The sequence below is a fragment of the Asticcacaulis taihuensis genome (genome assembly GCF_900100255.1).
In the GTDB taxonomy this organism is placed as follows: Bacteria; Pseudomonadota; Alphaproteobacteria; order Caulobacterales; family Caulobacteraceae; genus Asticcacaulis; species Asticcacaulis taihuensis.
Map to the genome: position 1 here is coordinate 1,240,540 of NZ_FMTS01000001.1, position 24,316 is coordinate 1,264,855.

Genomic DNA, 24,316 nt, shown 5'->3' on the forward strand with positions numbered 1-24,316 from the left:
TGAAACCACAGGATTCACCAAATCGTGGTTAAGATCGTCTTAAGTCAGGCTGCTATTCGTAAGAGAATCTTAAGAATAGCCCTGAAACCTCAAACCTTCTCGCCGGTCACGCCCAGCTTGATCTCGCTGACGGCATCGCGGAACGCATCGCCGCGCGCCTCGAAATCGGTAAACTGGTCGAACGAAGCGCAGGCCGGCGAGAACAGCACGATCTCTTCGCGCCCTGTCTTTTCCGCCTCGGTATAGGCTTGCGCCACGGCCGTGAACAGAAGACGCGACTGTGTGCAGGGCGCTGACTTGCCGATCGTCACCTCGAACAGCTCCGCCGCCTCGCCGATCAGATAGGCGTGCTTGATGCGGGGGAACAGGTCGCGCAGGTCTTCGATGCCGCCCGCCTTGGCCACGCCGCCGGCGATCCAGTAGAACTTGTCAAACGACGACATGGCCTGACGCGCCGCATCGGCATTGGTCGCCTTGGAATCGTTGATAAAACGGACATGACCGATGCGGCCAATCTCCTGCATCCGGTGCGCCAGACCAGGGAAGGTACGCATCCCCGTGACGATCTCGTCCATTTCCAGCCCCAGGGCCTTGCACGCCGAATAGGCGGCCGCCGCATTCTGCCAGTTATGACGGCCCGTGAGCGTCCGTACCGCCTTTAGGTCGATCACCTGGCGGGCACGGACATTGGTGCCGTCATAGAGCACGCCGTTCAGCGCATAGACGCCGTGGCCGAGCGTCCGGCGGGCCGAAATCGAGACCAGTTTCACCGGCGAATTAACGCGCATATCGCTGATAATCGCGGAGGTATAGTCGTCATCAGCGCCAATCACTGCCGTCTGTTTCGAGCCTTGCGCCATGAAGATGCGGCGCTTGGCCTTGATATAGCCTTCCATGCCGCCGTGACGGTCAAGGTGATCGGGCGTGATATTCATCAGCACCGACACATCCGGCGAGAAGCTTAAGGTCAGGTCCAACTGATAGGACGAGGTCTCGATGACATAAATCGCGCCGGCGTGCATGTCTGGCAGGTCGAGAACACCGACGCCGATATTGCCACCGACATGAACATCCTTCCCGGCCGACTTCAGGATATGGCCGATCAGGGCCGTGGTGGTCGATTTGCCATTGGTGCCGGTAATGGCCACCGTGCGCGGGCGCTTGTGCGCCGGCAGACAGGCGAGCGTGCGGGCAAACAGTTCGATATCGCCCATGACCGGCACATGCGCGGCATGGGCCATGTCCACCGTCCAGTGCGGCGTCGGGTGGGTCAGCGGCACGCCGGGAGACAGCACCAGCGCGGCAAATTGCGACCAGTCGGCGGTCTTCAGGTTCTCGACCGTGAAACCTTCCTTCGTGGCCGGCAGCAGGTTCGACGGCTTGTCATCCCACAGTATCGGCAGGGCACCACCGGCCTTCAGCGCGCGCGCCGCCGAAAGCCCCGACCGCCCCAGTCCGAATATGGCGACCTGCTTGCCCTCAAAGCCTTTTACCGGGATCATAACACTTACCTTAGCTTGAGAGTCGCCAGGCCGACCATGGCCAGCATGGCCGCCACGATCCAGAAGCGGATCACGACGGTCGATTCCGCCCAGCCGAGCTTCTCGAAATGGTGGTGGATCGGCGCCATCAGGAAAACGCGCTTCTTGGTCAGCTTGAAATAACCGACCTGGATCATCACCGACAGGGCTTCCATGACGAAAAGGCCGCCAATGATGGCCAGAACGATCTCGTGCTTCAGGGCCACGGCCACGGTGCCAAGACCGCCGCCGAGCGCCAGCGACCCCGTATCGCCCATGAAGATCTTGGCGGGCGGTGCGTTATACCACAAAAAGCCCATACCGCCGCCGATAATGGCCGCCAGCAGTACCGCCACCTCACCGGCCCCCGGCACGAAATGGATGATCAGGTATTCGGCGAACTTGGCGTTACCGACGAGATAGGCGATTAGGGTAAAGGCGCCCGCCGCGATCATCACGGGAACGATGGCGAGGCCATCGAGCCCATCCGTCAGGTTGACGGCATTCGACGCGCCGACGATCACCACCGCGCCGAAAACAACATAAAAATAGCCGAGATTGAAGATGAAATTCTTGAACACCGGCACGACCAGAGACGTGGCCAGTTGCGGGGCATCGGCCGGTTGCGGTGAATAGTACATCAGCACCAGCACGGCACCGACAGCAATGGCGATCTGGGCGATCAGCTTCTGGATCGAGGTCAGGCCGGCGGAGGTCTGTTTGGTCACCTTGGCATAGTCGTCAATAAAGCCCAGCAGGCCATAGGCCATGGTAACGCCGAAGACCACCCAGGCGGCCGCCGAATGCGGATCGACCCACAGGACGGTGGCGACGGCAATCCCCGCCAGGATCATCAGCCCGCCCATGGTCGGCGTGCCCTTTTTTGTCAGCAGGTGGGTGGAAGGGCCATCCTCGCGGATCGGCTGTCCCTTGCCCTGGCGGGCGCGCATCCAGCGGATGAAACGGCTTCCCATGGCGACGGCAACGATCATGGCCGTGATCATGGCCAGGAAGATGCGCACCGTCTGATATTTCATCAGATTGATCAGGGGCCAGTGCTGGTGCAGGCTGGTGACATGCTCGTACAGCAGGTAGAACATAGATGACCTTTATTCGTCGAGAGCCAGGAGAGTCTTGGCAATCAGTCCGGCTTTCGAACCGTTCGAGCCCTTTACCATAACCACATCCCCCCCTTGCAAGCCCTCAATCAGGCGAGGCGACAGTTCGGCGGCGGTTTCAGCATACGCCCCGCGCAAGGGCAGCGGTAAGGCGTTCCACAGGTTTTTCATCAAAGGGCCTGCCAGATATACCTTGTCGATATCCTGTGCCTCGATTACCGCCGCCAGTCCGGCATGGAGCGCTGCCTCTTCGGTGCCCAGTTCGAGCATGTCGGTCAGGACGACAATTTTTCGTGAATCGGCGGACTTGGGCTGCGTCCCCAGAGATTCCAGGGTGGCGCGCATGGAAACCGGATTGGCGTTATAACTTTCGTCGATCAGGGTAATCTCACCGCCTTTGAACGCCTTTCTGGTCACCTTGCCGCGGCCATCAAGTGCTGCGAAGCTTTCCAGCGCCAGAAGCGAGGTATCGAGATCGACATCGAGCGCTTCCAGCATCAGCAGGGTGGCCAGGGCATTGATCGCCTGGTGCCTGCCGGTATGGGCCAGGCTGAAAATGATGTCGCGGCCGTGGAAGCGCGCCGCCACCGAAGCCCGGTCGCCATTGACGCGATGCTCTATCAGTTGCGCATCGACGCCATTGTGTTCGCCGAAGGCGGCGATCAGGGCGCCCGCCCCGCGCGCCTGCTGGCTGAGGAAATCGAACCATTGGTTATCGGCATTGAGTATAGCCAGGCCACCGGGCAGCAGGCCGTCGAAAATCTCGGCTTTTGCTCGTGCCACGCCGGCATCGCCATCGGGGAAGTTTTCGGTATGGGCGCCACCGACCGTGGTGATGATCACCGCGTGAGGCGCCACGAATTCCGACAGGGGCGTGATCTCGTCGGCATGGTTCATGCCGATCTCGAAGACGGCCCGCTCGGTATCAGCCGGCATACGCGCCAGGGTCAGGGGGACGCCGATATGGTTGTTGAAGCTCTTGATCGCCGAATGCGCCCGGCCCGCCAGGCTTAAGCCCTGCATGACCATCTGCGTCACGCTGGTCTTGCCGACACTGCCGGTCACCGCGCCGCGCCTGGCCTTCACCGCACGGTCGCGGGCGAAGACAGCCATGTCTTCCAGTGCCTTCTGCACGTCCGGCACCAGCAGGCATGCCCCCCCCTCGATGGGCCGGCGCGTAACGGCAATCGCGGCGCCCGACTGGAACGCCTGCGGCACGAAATCATGGCCGTCACGCACGCCTTTCAGCGCCAGAAACACATCGCCCGGCTGGAGCGCGCGGCTATCGAAATTGACGCCCGTAGCGGCACGTGAAGCCCCCTCGCCTATGCCGGTCAGTGTCCCGCCGGTGGCCTTGGCCAGTTCATCGAAGGTCCAGAGAGGGGTATCGGCCATAGGTCACACGCGCAGCAAAGGAAAACGCCATTGAACCCGACTCAGGGATTTAGGCAAGCACGAGTGTATTAACGGTGCCTTACAAAGTCTTTTCCAAGACTGATTTATTGAGAGGCATATAGGGCTGTAGGCCCTCAATATACCGGACAGCTCATCCAGCGATAGGCCCTGGCCCAGCTAACGCCCATAGAGCGGACAATGACGAAGCCTTTCGATTCTGGCGGCCCATCGTTGAGTTGCGTACAATTGTTCATATAAACCCCCGACGGATCGAACGAGTCGAGCCGGCGTGCCGACAGGCTCCTGTCCTTATTCAGCGTCACCTCGGCGACATCATAGCTGATATAGCTGCCGGAATAGAGGTGATCATCCACACGGGCGCGTTCGTTCAGCACCACGACGATGGCATTGTTGCGGCCGATATGGCGCAGATAATCGCCGGCGCGGTCGAAACATTCGGCGGCCTGATCGCCCTGGTTTTTGTCCGCCTTGTCGCGCGGACGGCCATTTCTCCAGTCGTGCCCGCAATCGACGATGAAATAATCATCGCCATAGGTTTCCCAGATTTCGGTCGGCACCGGCGCCAGGGGCGCGCCGCAGCGATTCAGCGCCTTTTCGGTGATATAGAGGCCATCGGGCCGGCCGGTCACCCACCAGCCGATCGCCTCGACCGGCGCACAGCCATCGACCGAAGTCATGAAGGACTTGTCGATCCACCGGCTGTCGGCCTTGAACTTGTTGCTGCCCTTTCGTTTCAACACCCATTGGTCGGTCTCGGCCTTGGTCAGCACATCGCCGGTACTAACCGCATGACGCGCAGCCACGAGGTCGAGTTCCTTCTCATCGGGATTGTTTTGCATCCAGGTGATGGCCGGCTGGGCGCACCAGGTTGTCTTGACACTATATTGCGGATCGCAGGTGCCTGGCGTCGCCAGATAGCGCATGGAACCTTCGACGCGCTGGCTCTCCGTGACGTGCCAGACGCCATTATTGCCCGGTGTCAGCGGGGGGCCTTCCGGCGTATAGGGACCGGTTGGCTGGCGCGGCCCGCCGCCGCAGACCACCGTCTGGTGCTCGACCGCCACATCGCCGGTCTTGCGGTGTTCGATGGCATAGCCCACCGGTTCACCGGCCAGCGAAAAACAATCGCGCGGCACGGCGACGCCGGAGGTTTCAAACGGCAGCGCCTCGGCATGAAGTCCTTCGGCGACCGGAAACAAGTCATAGAGCCGGAAATCACGGCCATAAACGCCGGATACCCAGTCGCCCTGCCCCGGCTTGAGGACGGTAAGCACGCGGGTCGGCCCCAGGCTGGCAGGCTTCAGCGTCACCTTGTCGAAACAGGGACCATCGGCCAGTGGCTGGAATTTCGCCGGGCAGTTCGCACGCAGGGAAGCTATGGCGATTTCGTCGCCCAATACTTCATGCACTGTGCCGAACTGCGCCTCATGCACCAGCACCGGCGGCGTGCTCTGCGTGTGCCCGGTCAGCGGTACAAACACCGCCGTGACGGCCAGCCCGATCAATCCTGTAAGGTGTTTCATAACCCGCCCCTGAAATGCCCGTCTCTTGATAGCGCCATATACCGGCCCGGATCAAGCCTGACATAACGACGTTTCAGGGGGAGATTGCATTGCGGAGAATGAATGGCCGCTGAACGGGGCTTATGCCTTCAGGGCCTCGCGCACCACGCTGGCATCATCGAACGGCAGGACAGTGCCCGCCACGATCTGTCCCTGCTCATGGCCCTTGCCGGCCACCACCAGCACATCGCCGGTTTTCAACCCTGCCACGGCCTCGAAGATGGCCGCCCTGCGGTCGCTGATCTCGATGGCGCTCTTGCCCATACCGGCCAGAACCTCGGCACGGATGGCCGCGGGGTCTTCCGAACGCGGGTTATCGTCGGTGACGATGGCGCGATCGGCCAGTTTCTGGGCTATGGCGCCCATTTTCGGCCGCTTGCCGCGGTCGCGGTCACCGCCGCAGCCAAAGACACAGACCAGCTTGCCCTTGGTATGCGGGCGCAGGGCCTGCAGCACGGTTTCCAGACCGTCGGGCGTATGGGCATAATCGACATAGACCTCCGCACCATTGTCCTTGGTGCCGACGCGTTCCAGACGGCCGCGCGCGCCTTGCAGCTTCGACAGAGCCTCGATCACCCGGCCGGCGTCCTCACCGGCGGCAATGGCCAGCCCGGCGGCGACCAGGGCATTGGACGCCTGGAACAGGCCGGCCAGCGGCAGCTTGGTCTCGTACGTCTTGCCGTGATATTCGAGATAGAGGATCTGGCCGTCGACGGTCAGGTCACGCCCGGTCAGGCACAGATGCGACGACCGCTCACCGACGCTCATCACATTCAGGCCCGACATGATCGACATGGCGGCAAAGGCGTTATAGGCGTCGGAATCGGCATTCAATACCGCCGTCTTGCCACGCGGCAGGAGTTGCTCGAACAGGCGCAGCTTGGCCGTCCGGTAGGCGTCCATGGTGGCGTGGTAGTCGAGGTGATCCTGGGTCAGGTTGGTGAAACCGGCGGCCGAAAGCGATACACCGTCGAGCCGGCGCTGGTCGATGCCATGCGAAGAGGCTTCGAGCGCCAGGTGGGTAATGCCGCCCTGCGCCAGTTCGGCCAGGTGGCGGGCCAGGTCGGCGGCATCCGGCGTCGTCAGGCCGGGACCGGTGATGGCGGTTTCCGTACCGTCCGGGCTTTGCGTGACAACCCCCAGCGTGCCCATGCTGGCCGATGCATGGCCCAAAGAGGCGAAAATCTGCCGGCAGAAGGTGGCCACGCTGGTCTTGCCATTGGTGCCGGTAATGGCGACGCAGGTTTTAGGCTGGGTGCCGTAAAACGCCTTGGCCGCCAGGGCATAGGCGCGGCGGACATCGGACACATTGACCACTACCGAACCCTCGGCTGCCGTGCCTTCCGGCGCCAGGATAGCGGCCGCACCCTGTTTGATCGCCTGCGGAATGAACTGGCGGCCATCGGCGGCGCTGCCCGGCAGGGCGCAGAATAACACGCCCTCCCCCACCTTGCGGCTGTCGGCGGTCACGCCCGTAACGACAGGATCGTTATCGAGGTCGCGCCGCAAGATGTCGGACAGACGCAGGGCTGTCATCAGTGGTCTCCGGTTACATCTTCGGCGGCAACGGGCGCCTTGTCCCATCCCGGTCCGGTGAACTTGTCTTCCTTGCGCGCCACGCCGACAAACGGCGCGATGCGTTCGATCACATGGCCCGCCACGGGCGCCGCCACCGGGCCGCCCATGCGTGAGCCGCCGCTTTCAGGCGCACCTTGCGGCGAGTCGAAGGTGACCAGAACACTATATCTGTCTCCATCCACAGGTCCGTCGACCGGGAAGACCGCCAGGAAGGACGACACATCCTCGCTGGTATAGCGGCCATTGCCCGGTTTCTGCGCCGTGCCGGTCTTGCCGCCGACGCGCAGGCCCGGCGCATTCGCGCGGGTGCCGGTGCCCTTTAGAACGTTCTGCCGCATCAGCTCCAGCATGGTGCGCGAGGTAGCGGCCGAGAAGACCTGCGTGCCCGGCAGGGGCGAATGGCCGTCATATTTCTTTATCGTCAGCGGACGCAGATAACCGCCGTTGAGCGTGGCATTGGCGGCCTCGATGAACGAAAGCGGCGTTATGGCCATGCCCTGCCCGAAGGCCGAAGAGGCCAGCGAACTGTCGGACCAGCGGCTTGGCAGCAGGGGCGAAGCCGGTTCGGTCAGTTCGATATCGGCGGAGCGGAACAGCCCCAGCGCCTCGTAATAGCGCGTCATGGCCGTGGCCCCGACATCGAGCGCCACCCGTGAGGTGCCGATATTGGACGACTTGATGAAGACGTCGGTCAGGCTCAGCAGTTCGCTGGAGGCATGTTCGTCGTGGATCAGGCGGTTGCCGAGTTTCAGCGGCTGGCGGCCATCATAGACGGAAGCGAGCGAGGTCGTGCCGGTATCGAGGCCCACCGAGATCGAAATAACCTTGAAAATGGAGCCCAGTTCGTAGCGATCGACAGCGGCATGGTTGCGCTTTTCGGCATCACTGAAGGCGCCCGGCCGGTTGAGATCGAAATCCGGCCAGCTCGCCAGGGCCAGCACCTCGCCGGTACGCACATTTGTGACGATGCCGATCGCGCTCTGCGCCCGCTGCGCCACAGCCATGGCGCGCATTTCATTCTCCAGCGCCCCCTGGATGCGCAGGTCCATGGCGAGCGTCACCGGCTGGTCGGTCGCGGCATTGGCGGCAATCTGGTCCTGCATGGCCTTTTCCGCGCCGGACATACCCTCGCCGCCGCGCTGGGTCATGCCGATATAGGCCGACCCCGTATTGGCCAGCGGATAATCGCGCACGCGCACGGCCTCGAAACTAATGCCCGGCAGGCCATAGTTGAGGATTTCATCGCGCTTGGCCGCCTTGATATTATTGGTCAGCAGCAGCCGGCGATTCATCTTGAACGGCTTGTCGATCTGATCGCGCGGCAGGTCCGGAAAGATTTGCAGCAGGGCACGGCGCACAAGGCTTCGGTCATCGCCGGTCATGTCGTTAGGATCGACGAACAGGCTGTAATCATTGACATCCGTGGCCAGCAACTGCCCGTTGCGGTCAACGAGTTGCGCCCGTGCGTTGGGTTCGCCGGTCAGGGCGGCGATCTGCCCGCGCCCCTGCAATGAGCCCCGCGCGGCGAAACCCGCCAGGCAGACATAGGCGACGGTCATGCCGACCAGGATGCAGAAGATGCGCATCCGCGCGCTCGACGCCTTGACGCCGGAGGCATTGGCGCGCTCGAAGGCGTGCTCAACTTTCCAGACACGATCCGCTACCCACTGGAAGCCGGACTGCGTGGATTCGATGATCGAGATACCCATCAGCGCCCTCCTGTCCGGCCGCTGGCCGAGACGGCGACTTCCGGTGCCTTACGGGTTGGCGCCACGGTTATAAGATCATCACCCGTGCTTGCCGCAGGCGCGGGTACGGGCATAGGCGATGCGGGCACTGCGGCGGGCGCTTGCGAAACCGGACGCGAGCCGGTGCGGGAAATTTCCGCCAGCGATTCCAGGCGCGCCTCATGGTTCGGATCGGTCGGCTTCATGCCCAGATACTGAACCGCCAGTTGCTCCAGCCGGCCGGGGCGCTCCAGTTGCGCCACCTGGATCTTGAGGCCGTCGACGGCCGCCTGCTCGGCGGCGATCTGGCGGTCGAGATCGTTCATGCGGCGGATGTCCTCGCCCTCCTTCGCCTTGCTGAGGCACACCCAGAAGATCAGGCCGAACATCAGCACGCCGCCAACCAGTTCGATCAGGCGGATACCGCGGACGCGTTGCTCAAACAGTCGCATCAAACCGTTCATGATCGGACCTTCTGACGGAGAGGTATCTGGACAAGAGGCGCGGACGTGCGGCGCACGGCGCGCAGCTTGGCCGACCGTGCGCGCGGATTGGTGGCGATTTCAGCCTTGGACGCCTGCACGGCCTTGGGCGTCACCAGCGTATAGATTGGCTGGCGCGCCTCGATCTTTTGCGGCGAATAGCGCGAGCCGGAAGAGACCTTGCCGGCGCGCTCGTTGAAGAAATTCTTGACGATACGGTCTTCCAGCGAATGGAAGGTCACCACGGCCAGGACGCCGTCGGTTTTCAGCAGGGTTTCGGCCACTTCCAGCGCGCGTTCCAGTTCGCCCAGCTCGTCATTGACGGCGATGCGCAGAGCCTGGAAGGTGCGCGTGGCCGGATGAACCGGCGCGCCGCGACGACCGCCCAGGGCGCGCTCAACCACTTCGGCCAGGTCCAGCGTCCGTTCGAATGTCTGCGCCTCGCGCCGCTTGACGATGGCGGCGGCGATACCGCGCGATTTATGCTCCTCGCCATAAAGCCAGATGATGTGGGCGATCTCGTCTTTGTCGTCTTCGTTGACGATATCGGCGGCGCTGCGGCCATCAACGCTCATGCGCATGTCGAGCGGGCCATCGCGCATGAAGGAGAAGCCGCGCTCGGCCTCGTCAAGCTGCATGGAAGACACGCCGATATCGAGCACGATGGCGTCGCACGCCTCATGCCCCAGCTCGGCCAGCCCTTCCTTCATCTCGGAAAAACAGCGGTTCACCCACTGGAAGCGGTCAGGGTAATCGGCCTTGAGTACGTCGACATAGGGCCTGACGCGGGCATCACGGTCAAAGGCGATAACATGCGCACCGCGCTCCAGTATGGCGCGCGAATAGCCGCCAGCGCCAAAGGTGCCATCCACCACCAGCTTGCCGGAGACATCCCCCAGCGCGGCCAGCACTTCGGGCAACAGGACAGAGGCATGAACCTGCTGGCTCATATCAGCGCCTCCCGTTTGGCAAAAGCGGCCTCGACCAGCCGGTCCTGTTCGGCAGCATAATCGGCATAGGCTAGCGGCGCCCAGATCTGGAAGCTTTCCCCCAGGCCGGCAATGACCACATCGCCGCTCAGGCCGAACTGTTCGCACAGCTTTTCCGGCAGGGTGATACGGCCAGCCGTATCGAAGCTCAGGCGGTGCATCGAGGCATAGAAGCGGCGCTGCATAGCGGTGCGGGTCGGAGACATGGGCGGATACTCGTTGATCACGTCGCGGTACATGGCAAAGAAAGCGGCCCCGCCGCATTCGAGACACGCGGCGTTGATCGCAGCAAAACAATAGACCCCTTCAAACGGCTCGACACCCTCATGGGGCGCCAGTGCGGCGGCGCGGAAATCCTGCGGGACCAGAAGGCGCCGCTTGGAATCCAGTTGCTTCTCATGGGTCGAGAGAAACACGCACCCGCCTCAGACCGTTTTAGCCTGCTCCCTGTCCGCCGAAACCCCAGGCCAGCCCTCCCGGCCGGGTCGTTTCGGGACGAATATAGGGTTAACATGGGATTAAGTGGGATGCAATGACTCTGACTGACACCAAATGAGGATTCAGAGCATAAAAATGCCCAATAGTGGATAAGTATAGAACAAAGCAAAAACATTTATACTTACGCCTGTACGCTACGGGGATACTGGAATCATAAATGCGACCGATCATCCCGTAAGGACGAGCGGCCGCATTGCAACACCGTGAGTTGTAGGCGATTATACTTAACAGATATTTAAAACGCCGTTATGCCCAACTTAGGGAAAAGGGCCAGATGACCTGTAAGCCGGGTTCTGTTCAGGGATTACTCCCCTTGGCGATCATTCCTCTTGGCCGGCCATTACTGGACGGCTCACGCAACCTACCCGAACGGTCCGGGGCGGTAATGCCCTGCCCTTGTCACCAAAGGCGCGCCGTTCCTATTTGGTCTTGCTCCGGACGAGGCTTGCCATGCCGTCCCCGTTACCGGGAACGCGGTGCGCTCTTACCGCACCCTTTCACCCTTACCTCAGCAGGCTGAGGCGGTCTGCTCTCTGTGGCGCTGTCTCTGGGGTCACCCCCGGCGGGTGTTACCCGCCGTCCTATTACCGTGGAGCCCGGACTTTCCTCAGGCGCCCCGAAGGACGTCCCGCGATCACCCGGTCATCTGGCCCGCAGGTCTTCTAGTTTAGTTCTTGGGTTCGATCAATGGCGCAATGACGAGCGCCAGCCAGCCGAGGATGGCGATGCCGCCACCGATCGGCGCCAGTCCCGGCAGGACCACGCCGGTGGTCGCATGAATGACAATCTCGAAGGCGAACACACCGCTACCGGTCAGCATCAGCGCCATAGGCAGGGCACGGCGCCAGCCGGAGACCAGCGCTGTCGACAAAATACCGATCACGGCCGCCGCATGGAACAGCAGGAATTGGCCGCCGATGGCCAGGCTGCCGGTTTGTGGCGGATGCGAACCCGCCGCCAGCATGATCACGCCCGCCAATCCCCAAAGGGCGGCAATGGCCAGAATGATACGTTGACCGGTCATCTAAACCTCCATCAAAGCAATATGGCGCAGAAGAGCCATCAGGGTGACGCGCAGTTTCGCGTCGGCCCGCCCCTGCAAATCCGTGCCGATCTGTTCCGGCACCCAATGGCGCTGAAAGGCGGTGACAATGGTCGCCGTCTCGTCATCATAGGGCCCGCCGGCGAGGATATTATAGCCCAGTTTGCCGAGCGCCGATTGCAGCGAAAAGACGCCCAGGCCGGTATCCCCTTCGCCCAGCGGCGGCCCCATGGCGGTTTGTCCAGTAGACGGATTGGCTGGCGGCATATCCGGCGTCACCCAAAGGCCATGACCATGCGCCGCCAATTCGGCCCACGGAAAGCGCTCACCCGGATCTTGCTTCCGCTCCGGCGCGACATCGGAATGGCCCAGAATGCGGTGATCCGGGATTTCCCAGCGCTCGCGGATGCCATCCAGCAAGCCGATCACGGCGTCGATCTGCGCCATGGGGAAGTCACGATAGCCAAACTCATGGCCGGGATTGACGATTTCGATACCAATGGAACAGCCATTGATATCAGTCTCTCCCTTCCAATAACTGATCCCGGCGTGCCAGGCCCGGCGCTCTTCGTGGACCAGACGGAAAATTCGGCCATCTTCCTCGACCATATAGTGCGCCGAAACCTTGGCTTCCGGATCACACATACGCGCTAGTGCTGCCTCGCCGCTCTTCATGCCCGTATAATGGAGAACCACCATGTCCGGCGGTCCCTTGCGTTCGTTGAAATTGGGGGATGGGGTTTCGATCATATGCTGGTCTTAACGGCAATCCCGCATCTGGCCAAATAAAAACGCCGCCATCGTGAGACAGCGGCGTTTTTGAAATCTCATAGGGACAGGCTTAGTAGACGGTCCAGGTCGAACCGGTTTTGCGCGCTTCATAAACGCCCTTGCCGTCCTCGGCATGAATGCGCACCTTCGCCTGTCTGCGCGTCAGGAAAGCCGTCAGCCCCATGACGCCGATAACCGCCGCGCCGACAACGGCTACTGAGGCTGCGAAGATCGCCAATACAGCCAGTCCGGCCACAACCGCGAGTCCCAGAAGCGTCATCGCCACGCTGGTAACAACGCGGGCGATCAGGTTCTTGCGACGGACCTCTCCCCAGGGCTTATAGCTGCGGGCGAAACGGATGAAGGCAGCATCACGCTTGGTCATGAAGGCAAAACTCCAAACACTGAGACAATACGCGTCTCTTACGGGTAAAGATTGGCACGAATAAGTCTCGCGTCAACCTCCAGAAACGTTTCATGACGAAATTATTAAGGCTTTCTTGACACTTCAGGGCCGTCTCTTACCGTCCCGCAGCATAAAAATCCCGCAAATATCGCCAGTTAAGCGAACTCAAGCCAGAAGCGCCCGCTCCTTCACAATCTGGTCATAAGCCGAATTGATAAGGGCGGTCTTCTGCGTATACAGGGTCTCGAAATCGATCGGCAGGCCGCGCGCGCGGATGCGATCCGGGTGGAAATCGTTGAGTCGGGCGCGCCTGGCCACGCGGATATCGTCGTCCGAAGCATCGGGTTGCAGCCCCAGGACATAATAGGGATCATCCTCTCCCAGCGGCACATAGCCGGCGCGGATGCGGCGATAGGCCGGCGCCTTGATGCCGAAAAGCTCGGCCACGGTCTCCAGGTAGGTCTCTTCCTGATGGCTGAGGTGGCCATCGGAAACGGCGATATGAAAAAGCCCTTCCAGCACATCCTCCAGTATCTGCGGGCAATTGCTGTAGCGTTTGGCCAGGCGGCGGGCATAGGATTCAAAACCCAGGCTGGTCTGACGCGCCAGGTCATAGAGGCGCATGACATCGCGCATCGCCTTTTCATCAGGCTGGAAGACATGCAGGAAAGCGGTCTGCTCGACATCGTGCGCCAGGCCATCGGCCATGGCAAGCTTGGCGCCCAGCGCCGTCACCGCCGTAGCAAACGCCGGATCGGCGCCCGGCGGCCCCTTTGGGCATTCGGTGCATTCGGCGGCATCGAATTTACGCACCGCCAACTGAGCCAGGTTTTTCCAGAACGACATCATTACCCACTGATTATGGAGAGCGATCTTAGCTTAAATACGGCGCAAGATGTGCTTAAGTTTCTGTAAGACTCGCAAAAAAACATACCTAATGGCGATTTTATGCCTTACTTGCTGTATAGATTAGCCTTCCGGCAGAAGCCATGTGCGCTTTTGCCGCAATATATTCAGGGTTCAGACCAACCCTAACCGCCGTCGGAGCCGAATTTGCGCCTGCTGAAATCGTCTGTTCTTTCCCTGTCCGTTTGCGCCTTCGCCGTGTCCGCTGCCCTGCCGGCGGATGCCGCCGTTAAAAGGCGCCCGGCCGCCACACGAACAACGGCGAAAAAGACAACCGCCAAACCGGCGATCCCCGCCGCGACCGATCCGGCCGTGACCGGCCGCAATGCCGACGGCAGCCTGCACGCGCCCAATCTCGATGATGCCCCCAAGGACGACTTTCTGCGCGTGGCCTGGTGCCATGGCGTACTCTCCGGCAATATGGAAGTGGCCGAACTGGTCGATTCCGTCATGCCGGTCGATGATCAGATCCAGATGATCGGTATGTCCTATCTGCGCGCCTATGAGGCGGCGCTCACCCTCTCCGGCAAGGGCAAGGACGAGGCCCAGCACAAAAAGGCCGAAGAGGTCCGTGACTTCGGATACAATGAGTGGGCCGCCACTCGCGCCGCCCCCACAAAGGAAGCCGCCATGGCCTACGCCAACTGGCAGTTGCCGGGCGATTGCGAACACGCCGCCGTGCGTCTTTCAGGCCACCCTAACCTGTTTGCCGAGATGGCCACAGAGGATGAACTGGACGCCATCGCCCTGGCGCTCAATTCCGGCGGCCCGCATGATTACAACGAAAGGCCGAAACCGGTCCTGACCGCTTCCACGGCGCCGGTCGATGGCGATGGCCCTCTGGCCACCAATACCCTGGCCCGCCGCGCCACGGCCTCGCGCGCCCTGCCCGCCGTACCGAAGACCGACACACCGGCCACGGACGCCGAAACCACCTACGCGACGCAACAACCGCCCGATCCGAACCATGTCGAGAAGCGTAGCTGGTCGGAAGGTCTCGGATATCGCCTCGGCTGGACGAACACACCGAAAAAGAAAGTCAACTGACCACTTCATACCGATCACCGGTAAAATTGTAACCTACTCCATTGCAATTATGCTGCAACGCACCTAATCTCGACTCGGTTTAATCGTTTTCCTGATCGGTGTCTCAATGGATATCTTTCCCGCTTTGTCTTCCGAGACAATTGGCACCATAGTGAGTGATATGGACAGCCGTGGCTTTGGTGTGGCTGAAAACTGCATTTCAGCAGACGCCTTGACCGATTTGCGCCAATTCATCGCCGAAGCCGTGGAGAGAACCGGAGGGGAGTATATCGCTTTTTCATCTGCCGAGGTGGAAGGCACATACCTCCAGGAATTGGCGCGTTACCCGAATTTCCAATCCCTTTGCCGGCAGATTTATAGTATCGGCACGCGCCAACCTGCGCCGCCGGTCGCATTTTACAATATTCTGCGTTGCCTTGCCGGCCGTACCGGCGAGCAAAACGCCTACGTCTTTCATTACGATTCCTATGTGCTGACCATTTTAGTACCCATTCTGATCCCGAACGAGGGGCAACCCGGCGACCTGATCTTGTTCCCGAATACGCGCCCTATACGCAAGACCTATCTTGGCAACCTCATCGACAAGATTCTGCTCGATAACCCCGTGTCTCAAATGCTTTTGCGCAAAGGCGTGCAATCCGGCCGTATAAAGCCTGAAAAGGTCCGCATGATTCCCGGCAACGTCTACTTCTTCTGGGGCTGTCGTTCGATTCACGCCAATGAACCCTGCGACCCGGACAAGATCAGGGCAACAGCACTTTTCCACTATGTCGACTCTCACGCCCAAAGCTGGCTGCGTAAGACACTGCTAGGCCTGCGTCAGCGCAAGCCACAGTTGCCCAGGCCGACGCCCACTATCCAGCCGGCGTAACCAAGGCCCGGGTGACTGAGGCTACGTAACTAAAGCCCTAATTGAGGAACGTAATTCAAGATCGGCGACAGCCAGCGCTCGGCCTCATCGACCGCCCAGCCCTTGCGGCGGGCATAGTCCGCCACCTGGTCCTTCTCGATCTTGCCGACACCGAAATAGTGCGCCTTCGGATGGGCGAAGTAGAGCCCCGAAACCGAAGCCGGCGGCGTCATGGCCAGGCTCTCCGTCAGTTCCATGCCGGTGCGCGCACGGGCATCGAGCAGGTCAAACAGCGTCCATTTCTCGGTGTGGTCGGGCTGGGCGGGATAACCCGGCGCCGGACGAATGCCTTTATACTTCTCGGCGATCAGGTCCTCGACCGACAGCTTTTCATCCGCTGCATAACCCCACAGCTCGCGGCGCACCTTCTTGTGCAGCGCTTCAGCAAAGGCTTCGGCCAGACGGTCCGCGAGAGCGGTAGACAGGATGGCGTTGTAGTCGTCCCCCTTGGCCTTGAAGGCCCTGGCGATCTCCATTTCCCCATGACCGGCGGTGACGGCGAAGCCGCCGATCCAGTCGGGCGTCCCTTTCGGGGCGATGAAATCCGACAGGGCGGTATTCGACTGGCCTTCGCGGGTCTTTTTCATCTGCTGACGCAGGGTCTGGAAGCGCGCGATGACCTTTGAGCGGCTCTCGTCCTCATAGACCTCGATATCGTCGTCCTCGGTAGCGTTGGCCGGCCAGAAACCGATCGTGCCGCGCGCCTCGAACCACTTCTCTTCAAGGATTTTCGCCAGCATTTCGCGCGCATCCTTGTAGAGGCTGGTCGCCGCCTCGCCGACAATCTCATCCTCCAGGATGGCCGGGAACTTGCCCGCCAGTTCCCAGGTGGCGAAGAAGGGCGTCCAGTCGATATGGTCGGCCAGGTCATGCAGATCGTAAGGCGAGAAGGTCTTCAGTCCCAGGAAAGACGGCGCGACAGGCGGTTCAGCGGTGAAATCGATTTTGAATTTATTGGCTCGCGCCTCTTCCAGCGACGACCGCGGCTGCGAATTACCCTTGCCATAGGCCAGGCGCACCTTCTCATAATCCGCCTTGGTCTCGGCCTTGAAGGTCTCTTTTTCATCGCCCAGCAGGTTCGACACCACGCCGACCGCGCGCGAGGCGTCGAGTACATAGACCACCTGGTTATTGGCATAGCCCGGTTCGATCTTGACCGCCGTATGCGTCTTGGAAGTGGTCGCCCCGCCGATCAGCAGCGGAATATCGAAGCCCTGACGCTGCATCTCGCGCGCCACGAAGACCATCTCATCCAGTGACGGCGTGATCAGGCCCGAAAGGCCGATCATATCGACATTGTGCGCCTTTGCCTCAGCCAGGATGCGATCCGCCGGCACCATGACGCCGAGATCGATGACCTCGTAATTGTTGCACTGAAGCACGACGCCGACGATGTTCTTGCCGATATCGTGGACATCGCCCTTGACGGTCGCCATCAGCACCTTCCCGGCCGCCTGATAGGCGCCCCCGGCGGCGACATGCGCCTCCTTCTCAGCCTCCATATAGGGCATGAGATAGGCGACGGACTGTTTCATCACGCGGGCGGATTTCACCACCTGCGGCAGGAACATCTTGCCGGCGCCGAACAGGTCGCCGACCACGTTCATGCCGGCCATCAGCGGCCCTTCGATGACGTGCAGCGGCCGCGCAGCCGCTTTCCGCGCCTCTTCCGTATCGGCGTCGATATATTCGGTGATGCCATGCACCAGGGCGTGTTTCAGGCGCTCGGCTACCGTGCCTTCACGCCAGGCCAGATTAGCCACCTGCACCTGGCCTTTTTCGCCCTTGTACTTGGGGGCCAGATCAACGAGGTATTCGGTATTGCTGACATTATGACGCTGTGGCCGGTTAAGGATAACGTCTTCGACCGCCTGACGCAGTTCGGCATCGATATCGTCATAGACCGGCAGGTCGCCGGCATTGACGATGCCCATGTCCATACCCGCCTGGATGGCGTGGTAGAGGAAGACCGAGTGGATCGCCCGGCGCACCGGTTCATTGCCGCGGAAGGAGAAGGAGACGTTCGACACGCCGCCCGAAACCCGCGCATAGGGCAGGGTCTGCTTGATGGCGCGGGTGCCCTCGATGAAATCGACGGCGTAATTGTTATGCTCGTCAATACCGGTCGCCACCGCGAAGATGTTCGGATCGAAGATGATATCTTCCGGCGGGAAACCGACCTCATCAACCAGAATATGATAGGCGCGCGTGCATATCTCGATCTTGCGCTCGGCGGTATCGGCCTGGCCGGCCTCATCGAAGGCCATGACCACCACCGCCGCGCCATAACGCATACAGGCACGGGCGTGGGCCTTGAAGATATCGACGCCCTCCTTCATCGAGATCGAATTGACGATCGCCTTGCCTTGCACGCATTTCAGCCCGGCCTCGATCACCTCCCATTTGGACGAATCGATCATCACCGGCACGCGAGCGATATCGGGCTCGGCCGCCATCAGGTTCAGGAAGGTCGTCATGGCTTTTTGGCTATCGAGCAGCCCTTCGTCCATATTGACGTCGATGATCTGCGCCCCCGCCTCGACCTGTTGGCGCGCCACCGCGAGCGCCTCGGTATAGTTGCCCTCGACGATCAGCTTCTTGAATTTGGCCGAACCAGTGACGTTGGTGCGTTCGCCGATATTGATAAAGGTGGGGGTCAAGTCAAAGCCTCATCAGTCGCCCGGAGCAGACCGAGCCATGTATTATAAGAGCCGTGGTCCAGATACAGCTCACGAATTTCGGAATCGCCGGTCGAGATGCGCCTGAGTGCCGCCCGCGCCAGGCCGGTGAGATCGGCGGGCGGCGGTCCCATCGCCTCAAGGATCATCAGATAATCCTGCGCAGACACATCGCTCTTGCCGGTTGCCACGGTCAACAAGGCCGCCGCCGCCCAGGCCCGCGCGCCTTCGGCCAGTTCGGCATAGTCTTCATTGGCCAGAATCGCATTGAAAACGAAGCGGACACTTTCCCATGACGGCACATCTTCCAGTTCCATCATCAGGTCTGCGGCGTCGTCATTGTCGAACGGTCCGGGGCCCCAGGCGCTCATAGCTACTTGACCACCTTCCGGATCGCCAGGTCGATCTGACCATGCAGGAAATCGATAAACTCGATGCCCTGCGCCTTCAGCGATTTCGGATAGAGCGAGGCCTTGGTCAGGCCCGGCAGGGTATTGGTTTCCAGATAGATCGGGCCTTTATCAGAGACGATGAAATCAGACCGCGAATATCCCCGGCAAGACATCGCCTTGTGCGCCTTGACCGCCAGGCGTTGCAGTTCGGCATTGATGGCGGGATCGAAGCGTGCCGGGCAGATTTCCTGCGTCGTTGATTTCAGATACTTCCCGGCATAGTCGAAGGCGCCATCGCCCGGCACGATCTCGACAGGCGGCAGGGCGATCACTGAACCATCGGCCTGCTCCAGCACGCCGCAGGTCGCTTCCGGGCCGGTGATAAAGGGCTCGATAAGATAGGCCATGCTGGCGGATTCGCGCTTCACGGCGGCGATATCCTGCGAGGAATTGACGTAGATCAGGCCGTAGCTTGAGCCTTCCTGCGCCGGTTTGGCAATCAGGCGGCCATAGTGGGCCAGCGCCTCATCGGCCTCATCCAGCGTCACGCTGGAAGGCGAATGCACACCCGCCAGGCCGGCGAACAGTTTGGCCGCCGTTTTGTCGAACGCCAGGTGCGAGGCCGCCGAGCCGGAGCCGGTAAAGGGCACGCCGCGCGCCTCGGCCAAAACCTGGAACTGGCCGTTTTCCGCCGTGCCGCCATGCAGGCCCAGCACCAGGACGCGATCCTCGGCCGCTGCGGTATCGAGCGCCTCAGCCACAGTGCCGAGCGTGGCGCCATCGGCCTTGAACGGCACCTCGAACGGCTTTTCGTGACCCAATAGCCGTTCCTGCGACGTTATATGCACCGTGCCGTCCAGATCCCAAAACCACAGGTCAGCTTGCGGCAAGGCCGTGGTCAGGGCCTGGGCCGAGGCTACGGAGACGAGGCGCTCGCGGCTGGTGCCGCCGAAAAGGATGGTCGTTTTCATGTCAGTTCGAAAGGCTCAAGGCCCGCCAGCCTGAGGGCCTTGGGGCGTTCGGGTATCTGGCGCGGCGTGATGCCGCTGACTTCATCAGCCACATGCTTTATGTGATCCGGCGTGGTGCCGCAACAGCCGCCCAGAATATTGACAATACCATCCTTGGCCCATTCGTGCAGTTCGTGGGCCGTTTCGTGCGGCTGCTCGTCATACTGGCCCATCGCATTCGGCAGGCCGGCATTAGGATAGGCGGCAACCAGACAATCGGCCACGCGCGCCAGTTCGGCGATATGCGGACGCATCAGGTCGGCGCCCAGCGCGCAATTGAACCCAACAGCGAACGGCTTGGCGTGGCGCACGCTGTTCCAGAAGGCTTCGGCGGTCTGGCCCGAAAGCGTGCGGCCGGAACGGTCGGTGATGGTGCCGGAAATCCAGATCGGCAGGGCTTCCTGGCCTTCATCCTCAAGATCAAGAATAGCCTTGATCGCCGCCTTGCAGTTCAGCGTGTCTGTGATGGTCTCGATCAGGTAGAGATCAACCCCGCCTTCATAAAGCGCCGCCACCTGCTCACGATACGCCTGATAGACCTGATCGAAAGTCACCAGGCGCGCACCCGGATCGTTCACGTCCGACGACATGGACAGCATCTTGTTGAGCGGCCCGATGGAACCGGCGACAAAACGCGGCTTGTTAGGCTCCTTCGCCGTCCATTCATCGGCCACCTTGCGGGCGATCTTCGCGCCTTCGCGGTTGATATCGATGACCGCCTGCAGGTCGAGGTGATAGTCGTCCTGCGCGATGGTGGTCGCCGAGAAGGTATTGGTTTCGGAAATATCGGCACCCGCCGCATAATACTGGTTATGCAGGTCGGCAATGATATCCGGCCGGGTCAGGCACAGGATATCGTTATTGCCCTTCATCTGGCCCTTATGGCCCTTGAAGCGCTCGCCAAGGAAATCTGCCTCGTCCAGCCCCCGGCGCTGGATCATTACGCCCCACGAACCATCCAGAATCAGGATGCGCTCCTTGGCGGACTGCTTTAGCGCAGCAATGCGTTCGATACGGTTCATTACTGTATTCCTGTGTAAAGGAAGCAAGAAACCCCACCACCACATCTCGCCGCTTCGCGGTTCGTGCGGTCCCCCTCCCCGGCATAGCCGGGGAGGTTCAAGAAAAATGTACCTCCCCAACTTGTTGGGGAGGGGGACCACGAGCCAAAGGCGAAGTGGTGGTGGGGGGGCTTACTTGAGATAATCACGCTGAGACCGCCTTCAATCCCAGTATCCGGCCGATGGCAAAGACCAGGTCGGCTCGGTTCAGCGTGTAAAAGTGGAAGTTCTCTACACCTTCGCGTTCCAGGCCCAGACACAGTTCTACCGCCACGGCCGAGGCCAGCAGCTTGCGCGTATCAGCATCTTCATCCAGCCCCTCGAACAGTTCGCCCAGCCAGTCGGGAATAGCGGCCTCACAGGCGGCAGCCATGCGGCGCAGCCCCTTGAAGTTAGTCACCGGCATAATGCCCGGCGTCAGGTCGATTTTGATCCCCGCATCGGCCACAGCATCACGGAAACGCAGGAAGGTGGCCGGCTCGAAGAAGAACTGGCTGATACCGCGCGTCGCCCCGGCATCGACCTTCTGGCGCAGGACATCGAGATCGAAGGCGAGCGACGGCGACTGCGGGTGTTTCTCAGGATAGACCCCGACGCTGACCTCAAAATCGCCGATCCGCTTGATGGCGGCCGTCAGTTCGGTAGCGTTCTGGTAGCCGTCATTGCGGGGCTTGTAATCACCAAAACCTGAGGGCGGATCACCGCGCAGGGAAACGATGTGGCGCACGCCGGCCTCCCAATAGGCACGGATCACCTCGTCGACCTCCTCACGCGAGGCATCGACGCAAGTTAAGTGTGCGGCCGGCTTCAGGTGCGTCTCATCGAGAATGCGCTTCACCGTACGGTGGGTCCGTTCGCGCGTCGAGCCGCCGGCGCCGTAGGTGACGGAGACAAACTCAGGATTGAGCGGCGCCAGGCGGCGGATCGACTCCCACAGGGTCGTTTCCATTTCTTCCGTCTTCGGCGGGAAGAATTCAAACGACACTTTCAGGTTCTGCCCGCCAGCGGCGAGCGAACGCGCAATGGGAGCGAGATCGGATTTCAGATTGGGATTCAGCGAGGGGCTCATATCGGGAAATTCTCAGTGTGTGCCTGTTCAGGCAAATTCAGGGGTCAGCTCTTGATGGCGAGCCAGATCTTGACGGTCAGGCCAGCCTCTTTCGGCGGCAGCGAACGGGTGACATCCAGCTTGAGACCGGCGGTTTCGAACCAGTGGTCCATGTCCTCGTCCAGCATACCCAGCCGGCGGTGCTGATATTGCTCGCGCATGATTTCGAGATCGTGGTGCGCGAAGTCGGCAATCAGCAGACGCCCTCCGGGTTTCAGCAGCCGCGCGGCTTCGGCGATCGCCCGGCCGGGATCAGCCAGGAAGTGCAGCACCTGATGGACCACCACGAAATCAGCCGAAGCCGCCGGCAATCGGGTTTCGTAGATATCGCCATGGCGGAAATCGATGGTTTCCAGCCCGGCATCATGTGAACGCGCCCGCGCCACATTGAGCATGTGCTGCGACAGATCCAGGCCGATGGCTGTCTTCGCATCGCCGCCCAGAAGCGTCAGCATACGTCCGGAGCCGGTGCCCAGATCAACCAGGTGCGCATAGGGCTGGCGGGCAGCCAGCCGCAGGATCTCGGCTTCGACATCCGCCTCGGCTACATAGTGGCTGCGGATTTCATCCCATTTCGGCGCGATGGTCTCGAAATAGCCTTCCGCCGATTTGCGCCGGTGACTGCGGACCCCTTCGAGCTGTTGCAGGTCTTCGCCATAGGCATCGTCCAGCGAAGCCAGAATGACATCGACCAGCGGCCGGATGGACGGCGCGGACGACAGGCGGTAAAAGACCCAGGCGCCGTCAGGGAACCGTTCGATCAGCCCGGCTTCGCTCATCAGCTTGAGATGGCGCGAGATGCGCGGCTGGCTCTGGTCGAGAATAGACACCAGTTCCATCACCGACAGCTCTTCGCGCGCCAGCAGGCGCAGCAGGCGCAGGCGCGTTGGCTCACCCGCAGCCTTCAGGGCTTCGAGGAGCGTATTGAACCGGATCTTGGACGTGTAATCATCAGCCATATAATCATATAAAGATATCTTTATATGATGTGCAAGTGTTTTTTCCACCCGGCGAATAGCCTATAGTCGCTGCGTCAGCATAGCGCATGGCAATCGGGGGCGCCATACCCCATTATAAGACCCTGAAACAGACGAGGTTATACTATGAGAGACGGCGTTGGTATCGGCAAGGCCCTGCTGCGCGGCTTGCAGCGAAAATGCCCTTGCTGCGGCAAGGCGTCCGCCTTTCGCGGCTACCTGAAGGTGGTCGATGCCTGCCCGAATTGCCAGACGCCGCTCAGCCTGTACCCTACCGATGACGGCCCGGCCTATATCACCATGATTCTTATCGGCCATCTGGTGATTGCGCCTGCCTTCATGTTCGGCTTTTTCTACGCCTATCCGGTGCAGGTTCTGGTGCCGGTGCTGGTCGGCTCTATCGGCCTGCTGACCCTTCTGGCCCTGCCCTTCATCAAGGGTGCCTTCTTAGGGCTGATGTGGTATTTGGGCCTCAAACAGGCGCGATAATACCTTGACAAGACTTCCCCTTAGGCGCGAAATACGCATCCATAATCCGCAATAAAAGGGAGTTGCGTCATGGCTCACAAGTTCGAAATCCGCAAGAACAAGGCCGGCGAATTCGTTGCCTACTTCACCTATAATGGGGAGAGTATCTGGTGGACCGAAGGTTACAGCTCCAAGGCGTCCGCCAAGAACGCGATCGAATCGGTCCTGAAAAACGGCCCCAAAGCCGAAATCGACGATCAGACGGACTAACTGACCGGAAAACGCGGCTTCACAGAGCGGCCGCGCTTATCTCACATCATGCCGAGTGCATCCTGGATCAGGGCTATCGAGCCCTGGGCTTCTTCGGTGCATTCCATGGAAAGCCGATCGATCTCTTCCTGGGCGAAACTGCGCATCAGCATGGCCGCCTGCGGTGACAGCGCCATCAGGGTGCGCGTCGAGGCGCGCGCCAGGGCAAGGGCGGCATCCACGTCAACCAGGTTCGCCGTGTCGCGGGCGACAGCGAGGGCATAAAGACGCGAGGCCACATCCGGGGAGGAATTTGACATCATTTTCTTTTTGGACATAGGTGAACACAAACTCAAACCAGGCCGGAACAGAGGATGCTGAAACACACACGACACATCCAG

Annotated in this window: 24 protein-coding genes and 1 other RNA gene; 4 read left to right on the forward strand and 21 right to left on the reverse strand. The window is 60.9% G+C overall.

What is annotated here, in order from left to right; translation table 11 throughout:
• Positions 1-89: 89 nt before the first annotated feature.
• From murD to BLO49_RS05960, 14 genes are all read right to left on the reverse strand, one after another.
• Complete coding sequence (murD, locus tag BLO49_RS05895) at positions 90-1,502, reverse strand: UDP-N-acetylmuramoyl-L-alanine--D-glutamate ligase (RefSeq protein WP_090645428.1); 1,413 nt, start codon at positions 1,500-1,502, stop codon at positions 90-92.
• Positions 1,503-1,507: 5 nt separating this feature from the next.
• Positions 1,508-2,620, reverse strand: a complete 1,113-nt coding sequence (gene mraY / locus BLO49_RS05900; protein WP_090645431.1) for a phospho-N-acetylmuramoyl-pentapeptide-transferase — start codon at positions 2,618-2,620, stop codon at positions 1,508-1,510.
• A gap of 9 nt (positions 2,621-2,629) precedes the next feature.
• Complete coding sequence (locus BLO49_RS05905) at positions 2,630-4,033, reverse strand: UDP-N-acetylmuramoyl-tripeptide--D-alanyl-D-alanine ligase (RefSeq protein WP_090645433.1); 1,404 nt, start codon at positions 4,031-4,033, stop codon at positions 2,630-2,632.
• A gap of 134 nt (positions 4,034-4,167) precedes the next feature.
• Entirely contained in the window at positions 4,168-5,577 is a 1,410-nt protein-coding gene (locus BLO49_RS05910) for a hypothetical protein (RefSeq protein WP_090645436.1), read from the reverse strand.
• A gap of 120 nt (positions 5,578-5,697) precedes the next feature.
• The gene (locus BLO49_RS05915; protein ID WP_090645441.1) at positions 5,698-7,152 is read right to left on the reverse strand and encodes a UDP-N-acetylmuramoyl-L-alanyl-D-glutamate--2,6-diaminopimelate ligase; all 1,455 of its coding nucleotides are present in this window, start codon (positions 7,150-7,152) and stop codon (positions 5,698-5,700) included.
• The gene (locus tag BLO49_RS05920; protein WP_090645443.1) at positions 7,152-8,903 is read right to left on the reverse strand and encodes a peptidoglycan D,D-transpeptidase FtsI family protein; all 1,752 of its coding nucleotides are present in this window, start codon (positions 8,901-8,903) and stop codon (positions 7,152-7,154) included. The genes BLO49_RS05915 and BLO49_RS05920 overlap by 1 nt, the downstream gene beginning before the upstream one ends.
• A complete protein-coding gene (ftsL, locus tag BLO49_RS05925; RefSeq protein WP_090645445.1) occupies positions 8,903-9,385 on the reverse strand; it encodes a cell division protein FtsL in 483 nt (160 codons plus the stop codon). Before ftsL ends, BLO49_RS05920 begins: the two co-directional genes overlap by 1 nt.
• Positions 9,382-10,353 carry a 16S rRNA (cytosine(1402)-N(4))-methyltransferase RsmH gene (rsmH, locus tag BLO49_RS05930; RefSeq protein WP_090645448.1) on the reverse strand — a complete coding sequence of 324 codons (972 nt, stop codon included), beginning with the start codon at positions 10,351-10,353 and terminating at the stop codon, positions 9,382-9,384. The genes ftsL and rsmH overlap by 4 nt, the downstream gene beginning before the upstream one ends.
• Positions 10,350-10,808, reverse strand: coding sequence for a division/cell wall cluster transcriptional repressor MraZ (locus tag BLO49_RS05935; protein WP_090645451.1), 459 nt, complete (start codon positions 10,806-10,808; stop codon positions 10,350-10,352). Before BLO49_RS05935 ends, rsmH begins: the two co-directional genes overlap by 4 nt.
• Before the next feature lie 348 nt (positions 10,809-11,156).
• Positions 11,157-11,540, reverse strand: an RNA gene (gene rnpB / locus BLO49_RS05940) — RNase P RNA component class A.
• 17 nt (positions 11,541-11,557) lie between these two features.
• The gene (locus BLO49_RS05945; RefSeq protein WP_090645454.1) at positions 11,558-11,914 is read right to left on the reverse strand and encodes a DUF423 domain-containing protein; all 357 of its coding nucleotides are present in this window, start codon (positions 11,912-11,914) and stop codon (positions 11,558-11,560) included.
• On the reverse strand, positions 11,915-12,682 hold the full coding sequence (locus BLO49_RS05950) for an N-acetylmuramoyl-L-alanine amidase (protein WP_090645458.1): 768 nt from the start codon (positions 12,680-12,682) through the stop codon (positions 11,915-11,917).
• Between the two features lie 91 nt (positions 12,683-12,773).
• Complete coding sequence (locus tag BLO49_RS05955) at positions 12,774-13,088, reverse strand: hypothetical protein (protein WP_090645461.1); 315 nt, start codon at positions 13,086-13,088, stop codon at positions 12,774-12,776.
• 186 nt (positions 13,089-13,274) lie between these two features.
• On the reverse strand, positions 13,275-13,955 hold the full coding sequence (locus BLO49_RS05960; protein ID WP_090646184.1) for a TerB family tellurite resistance protein: 681 nt from the start codon (positions 13,953-13,955) through the stop codon (positions 13,275-13,277).
• Positions 13,956-14,162: 207 nt separating this feature from the next.
• On the opposite strand from BLO49_RS05960, the gene BLO49_RS05965 reads away from it, so the two are divergent.
• Complete coding sequence (locus tag BLO49_RS05965) at positions 14,163-15,062, forward strand: hypothetical protein (protein WP_090645464.1); 900 nt, start codon at positions 14,163-14,165, stop codon at positions 15,060-15,062.
• A 106-nt stretch (positions 15,063-15,168) separates the two neighbouring features.
• On the forward strand, positions 15,169-15,933 hold the full coding sequence (locus BLO49_RS05970; protein ID WP_181444853.1) for a hypothetical protein: 765 nt from the start codon (positions 15,169-15,171) through the stop codon (positions 15,931-15,933).
• Between the two features lie 29 nt (positions 15,934-15,962).
• On the opposite strand, the gene metH is transcribed toward BLO49_RS05970, so the two are convergent.
• The 6 genes from metH to BLO49_RS06000 form a co-directional block, all read right to left on the reverse strand.
• The gene (metH, locus tag BLO49_RS05975; RefSeq protein WP_090645467.1) at positions 15,963-18,632 is read right to left on the reverse strand and encodes a methionine synthase; all 2,670 of its coding nucleotides are present in this window, start codon (positions 18,630-18,632) and stop codon (positions 15,963-15,965) included.
• The gene (locus BLO49_RS05980) at positions 18,629-19,021 is read right to left on the reverse strand and encodes a DUF4259 domain-containing protein (RefSeq protein ID WP_090645470.1); all 393 of its coding nucleotides are present in this window, start codon (positions 19,019-19,021) and stop codon (positions 18,629-18,631) included. Before BLO49_RS05980 ends, metH begins: the two co-directional genes overlap by 4 nt.
• A 2-nt stretch (positions 19,022-19,023) precedes the next feature.
• The gene (locus BLO49_RS05985) at positions 19,024-20,013 is read right to left on the reverse strand and encodes a D-alanine--D-alanine ligase family protein (protein WP_090645472.1); all 990 of its coding nucleotides are present in this window, start codon (positions 20,011-20,013) and stop codon (positions 19,024-19,026) included.
• Positions 20,010-21,074 carry a homocysteine S-methyltransferase family protein gene (locus BLO49_RS05990; RefSeq protein WP_090645474.1) on the reverse strand — a complete coding sequence of 355 codons (1,065 nt, stop codon included), beginning with the start codon at positions 21,072-21,074 and terminating at the stop codon, positions 20,010-20,012. Before BLO49_RS05990 ends, BLO49_RS05985 begins: the two co-directional genes overlap by 4 nt.
• 184 nt (positions 21,075-21,258) lie before the next feature.
• Positions 21,259-22,182 (reverse strand): methylenetetrahydrofolate reductase [NAD(P)H], encoded by a 924-nt coding sequence (gene metF / locus BLO49_RS05995; RefSeq protein WP_090645478.1) that lies wholly within the window; start codon positions 22,180-22,182, stop codon positions 21,259-21,261.
• A 44-nt stretch (positions 22,183-22,226) separates the two neighbouring features.
• Positions 22,227-23,180, reverse strand: coding sequence for an ArsR/SmtB family transcription factor (locus BLO49_RS06000; RefSeq protein ID WP_090645481.1), 954 nt, complete (start codon positions 23,178-23,180; stop codon positions 22,227-22,229).
• 144 nt (positions 23,181-23,324) lie between these two features.
• Between BLO49_RS06000 and BLO49_RS06005 the strand changes: the two genes are divergently transcribed.
• Together BLO49_RS06005 and BLO49_RS06010 are read left to right on the forward strand one after the other, a co-directional pair.
• Complete coding sequence (locus BLO49_RS06005) at positions 23,325-23,687, forward strand: DUF983 domain-containing protein (protein WP_090645484.1); 363 nt, start codon at positions 23,325-23,327, stop codon at positions 23,685-23,687.
• A gap of 69 nt (positions 23,688-23,756) precedes the next feature.
• Positions 23,757-23,936 (forward strand): YegP family protein, encoded by a 180-nt coding sequence (locus BLO49_RS06010; RefSeq protein WP_090645487.1) that lies wholly within the window; start codon positions 23,757-23,759, stop codon positions 23,934-23,936.
• Positions 23,937-23,977: 41 nt separating this feature from the next.
• Here the strand turns inward: BLO49_RS06010 and BLO49_RS06015 are convergent, their stop codons facing one another.
• On the reverse strand, positions 23,978-24,235 hold the full coding sequence (locus BLO49_RS06015) for a hypothetical protein (RefSeq protein ID WP_245678874.1): 258 nt from the start codon (positions 24,233-24,235) through the stop codon (positions 23,978-23,980).
• Between the last annotated feature and the right edge of the window lie 81 nt (positions 24,236-24,316).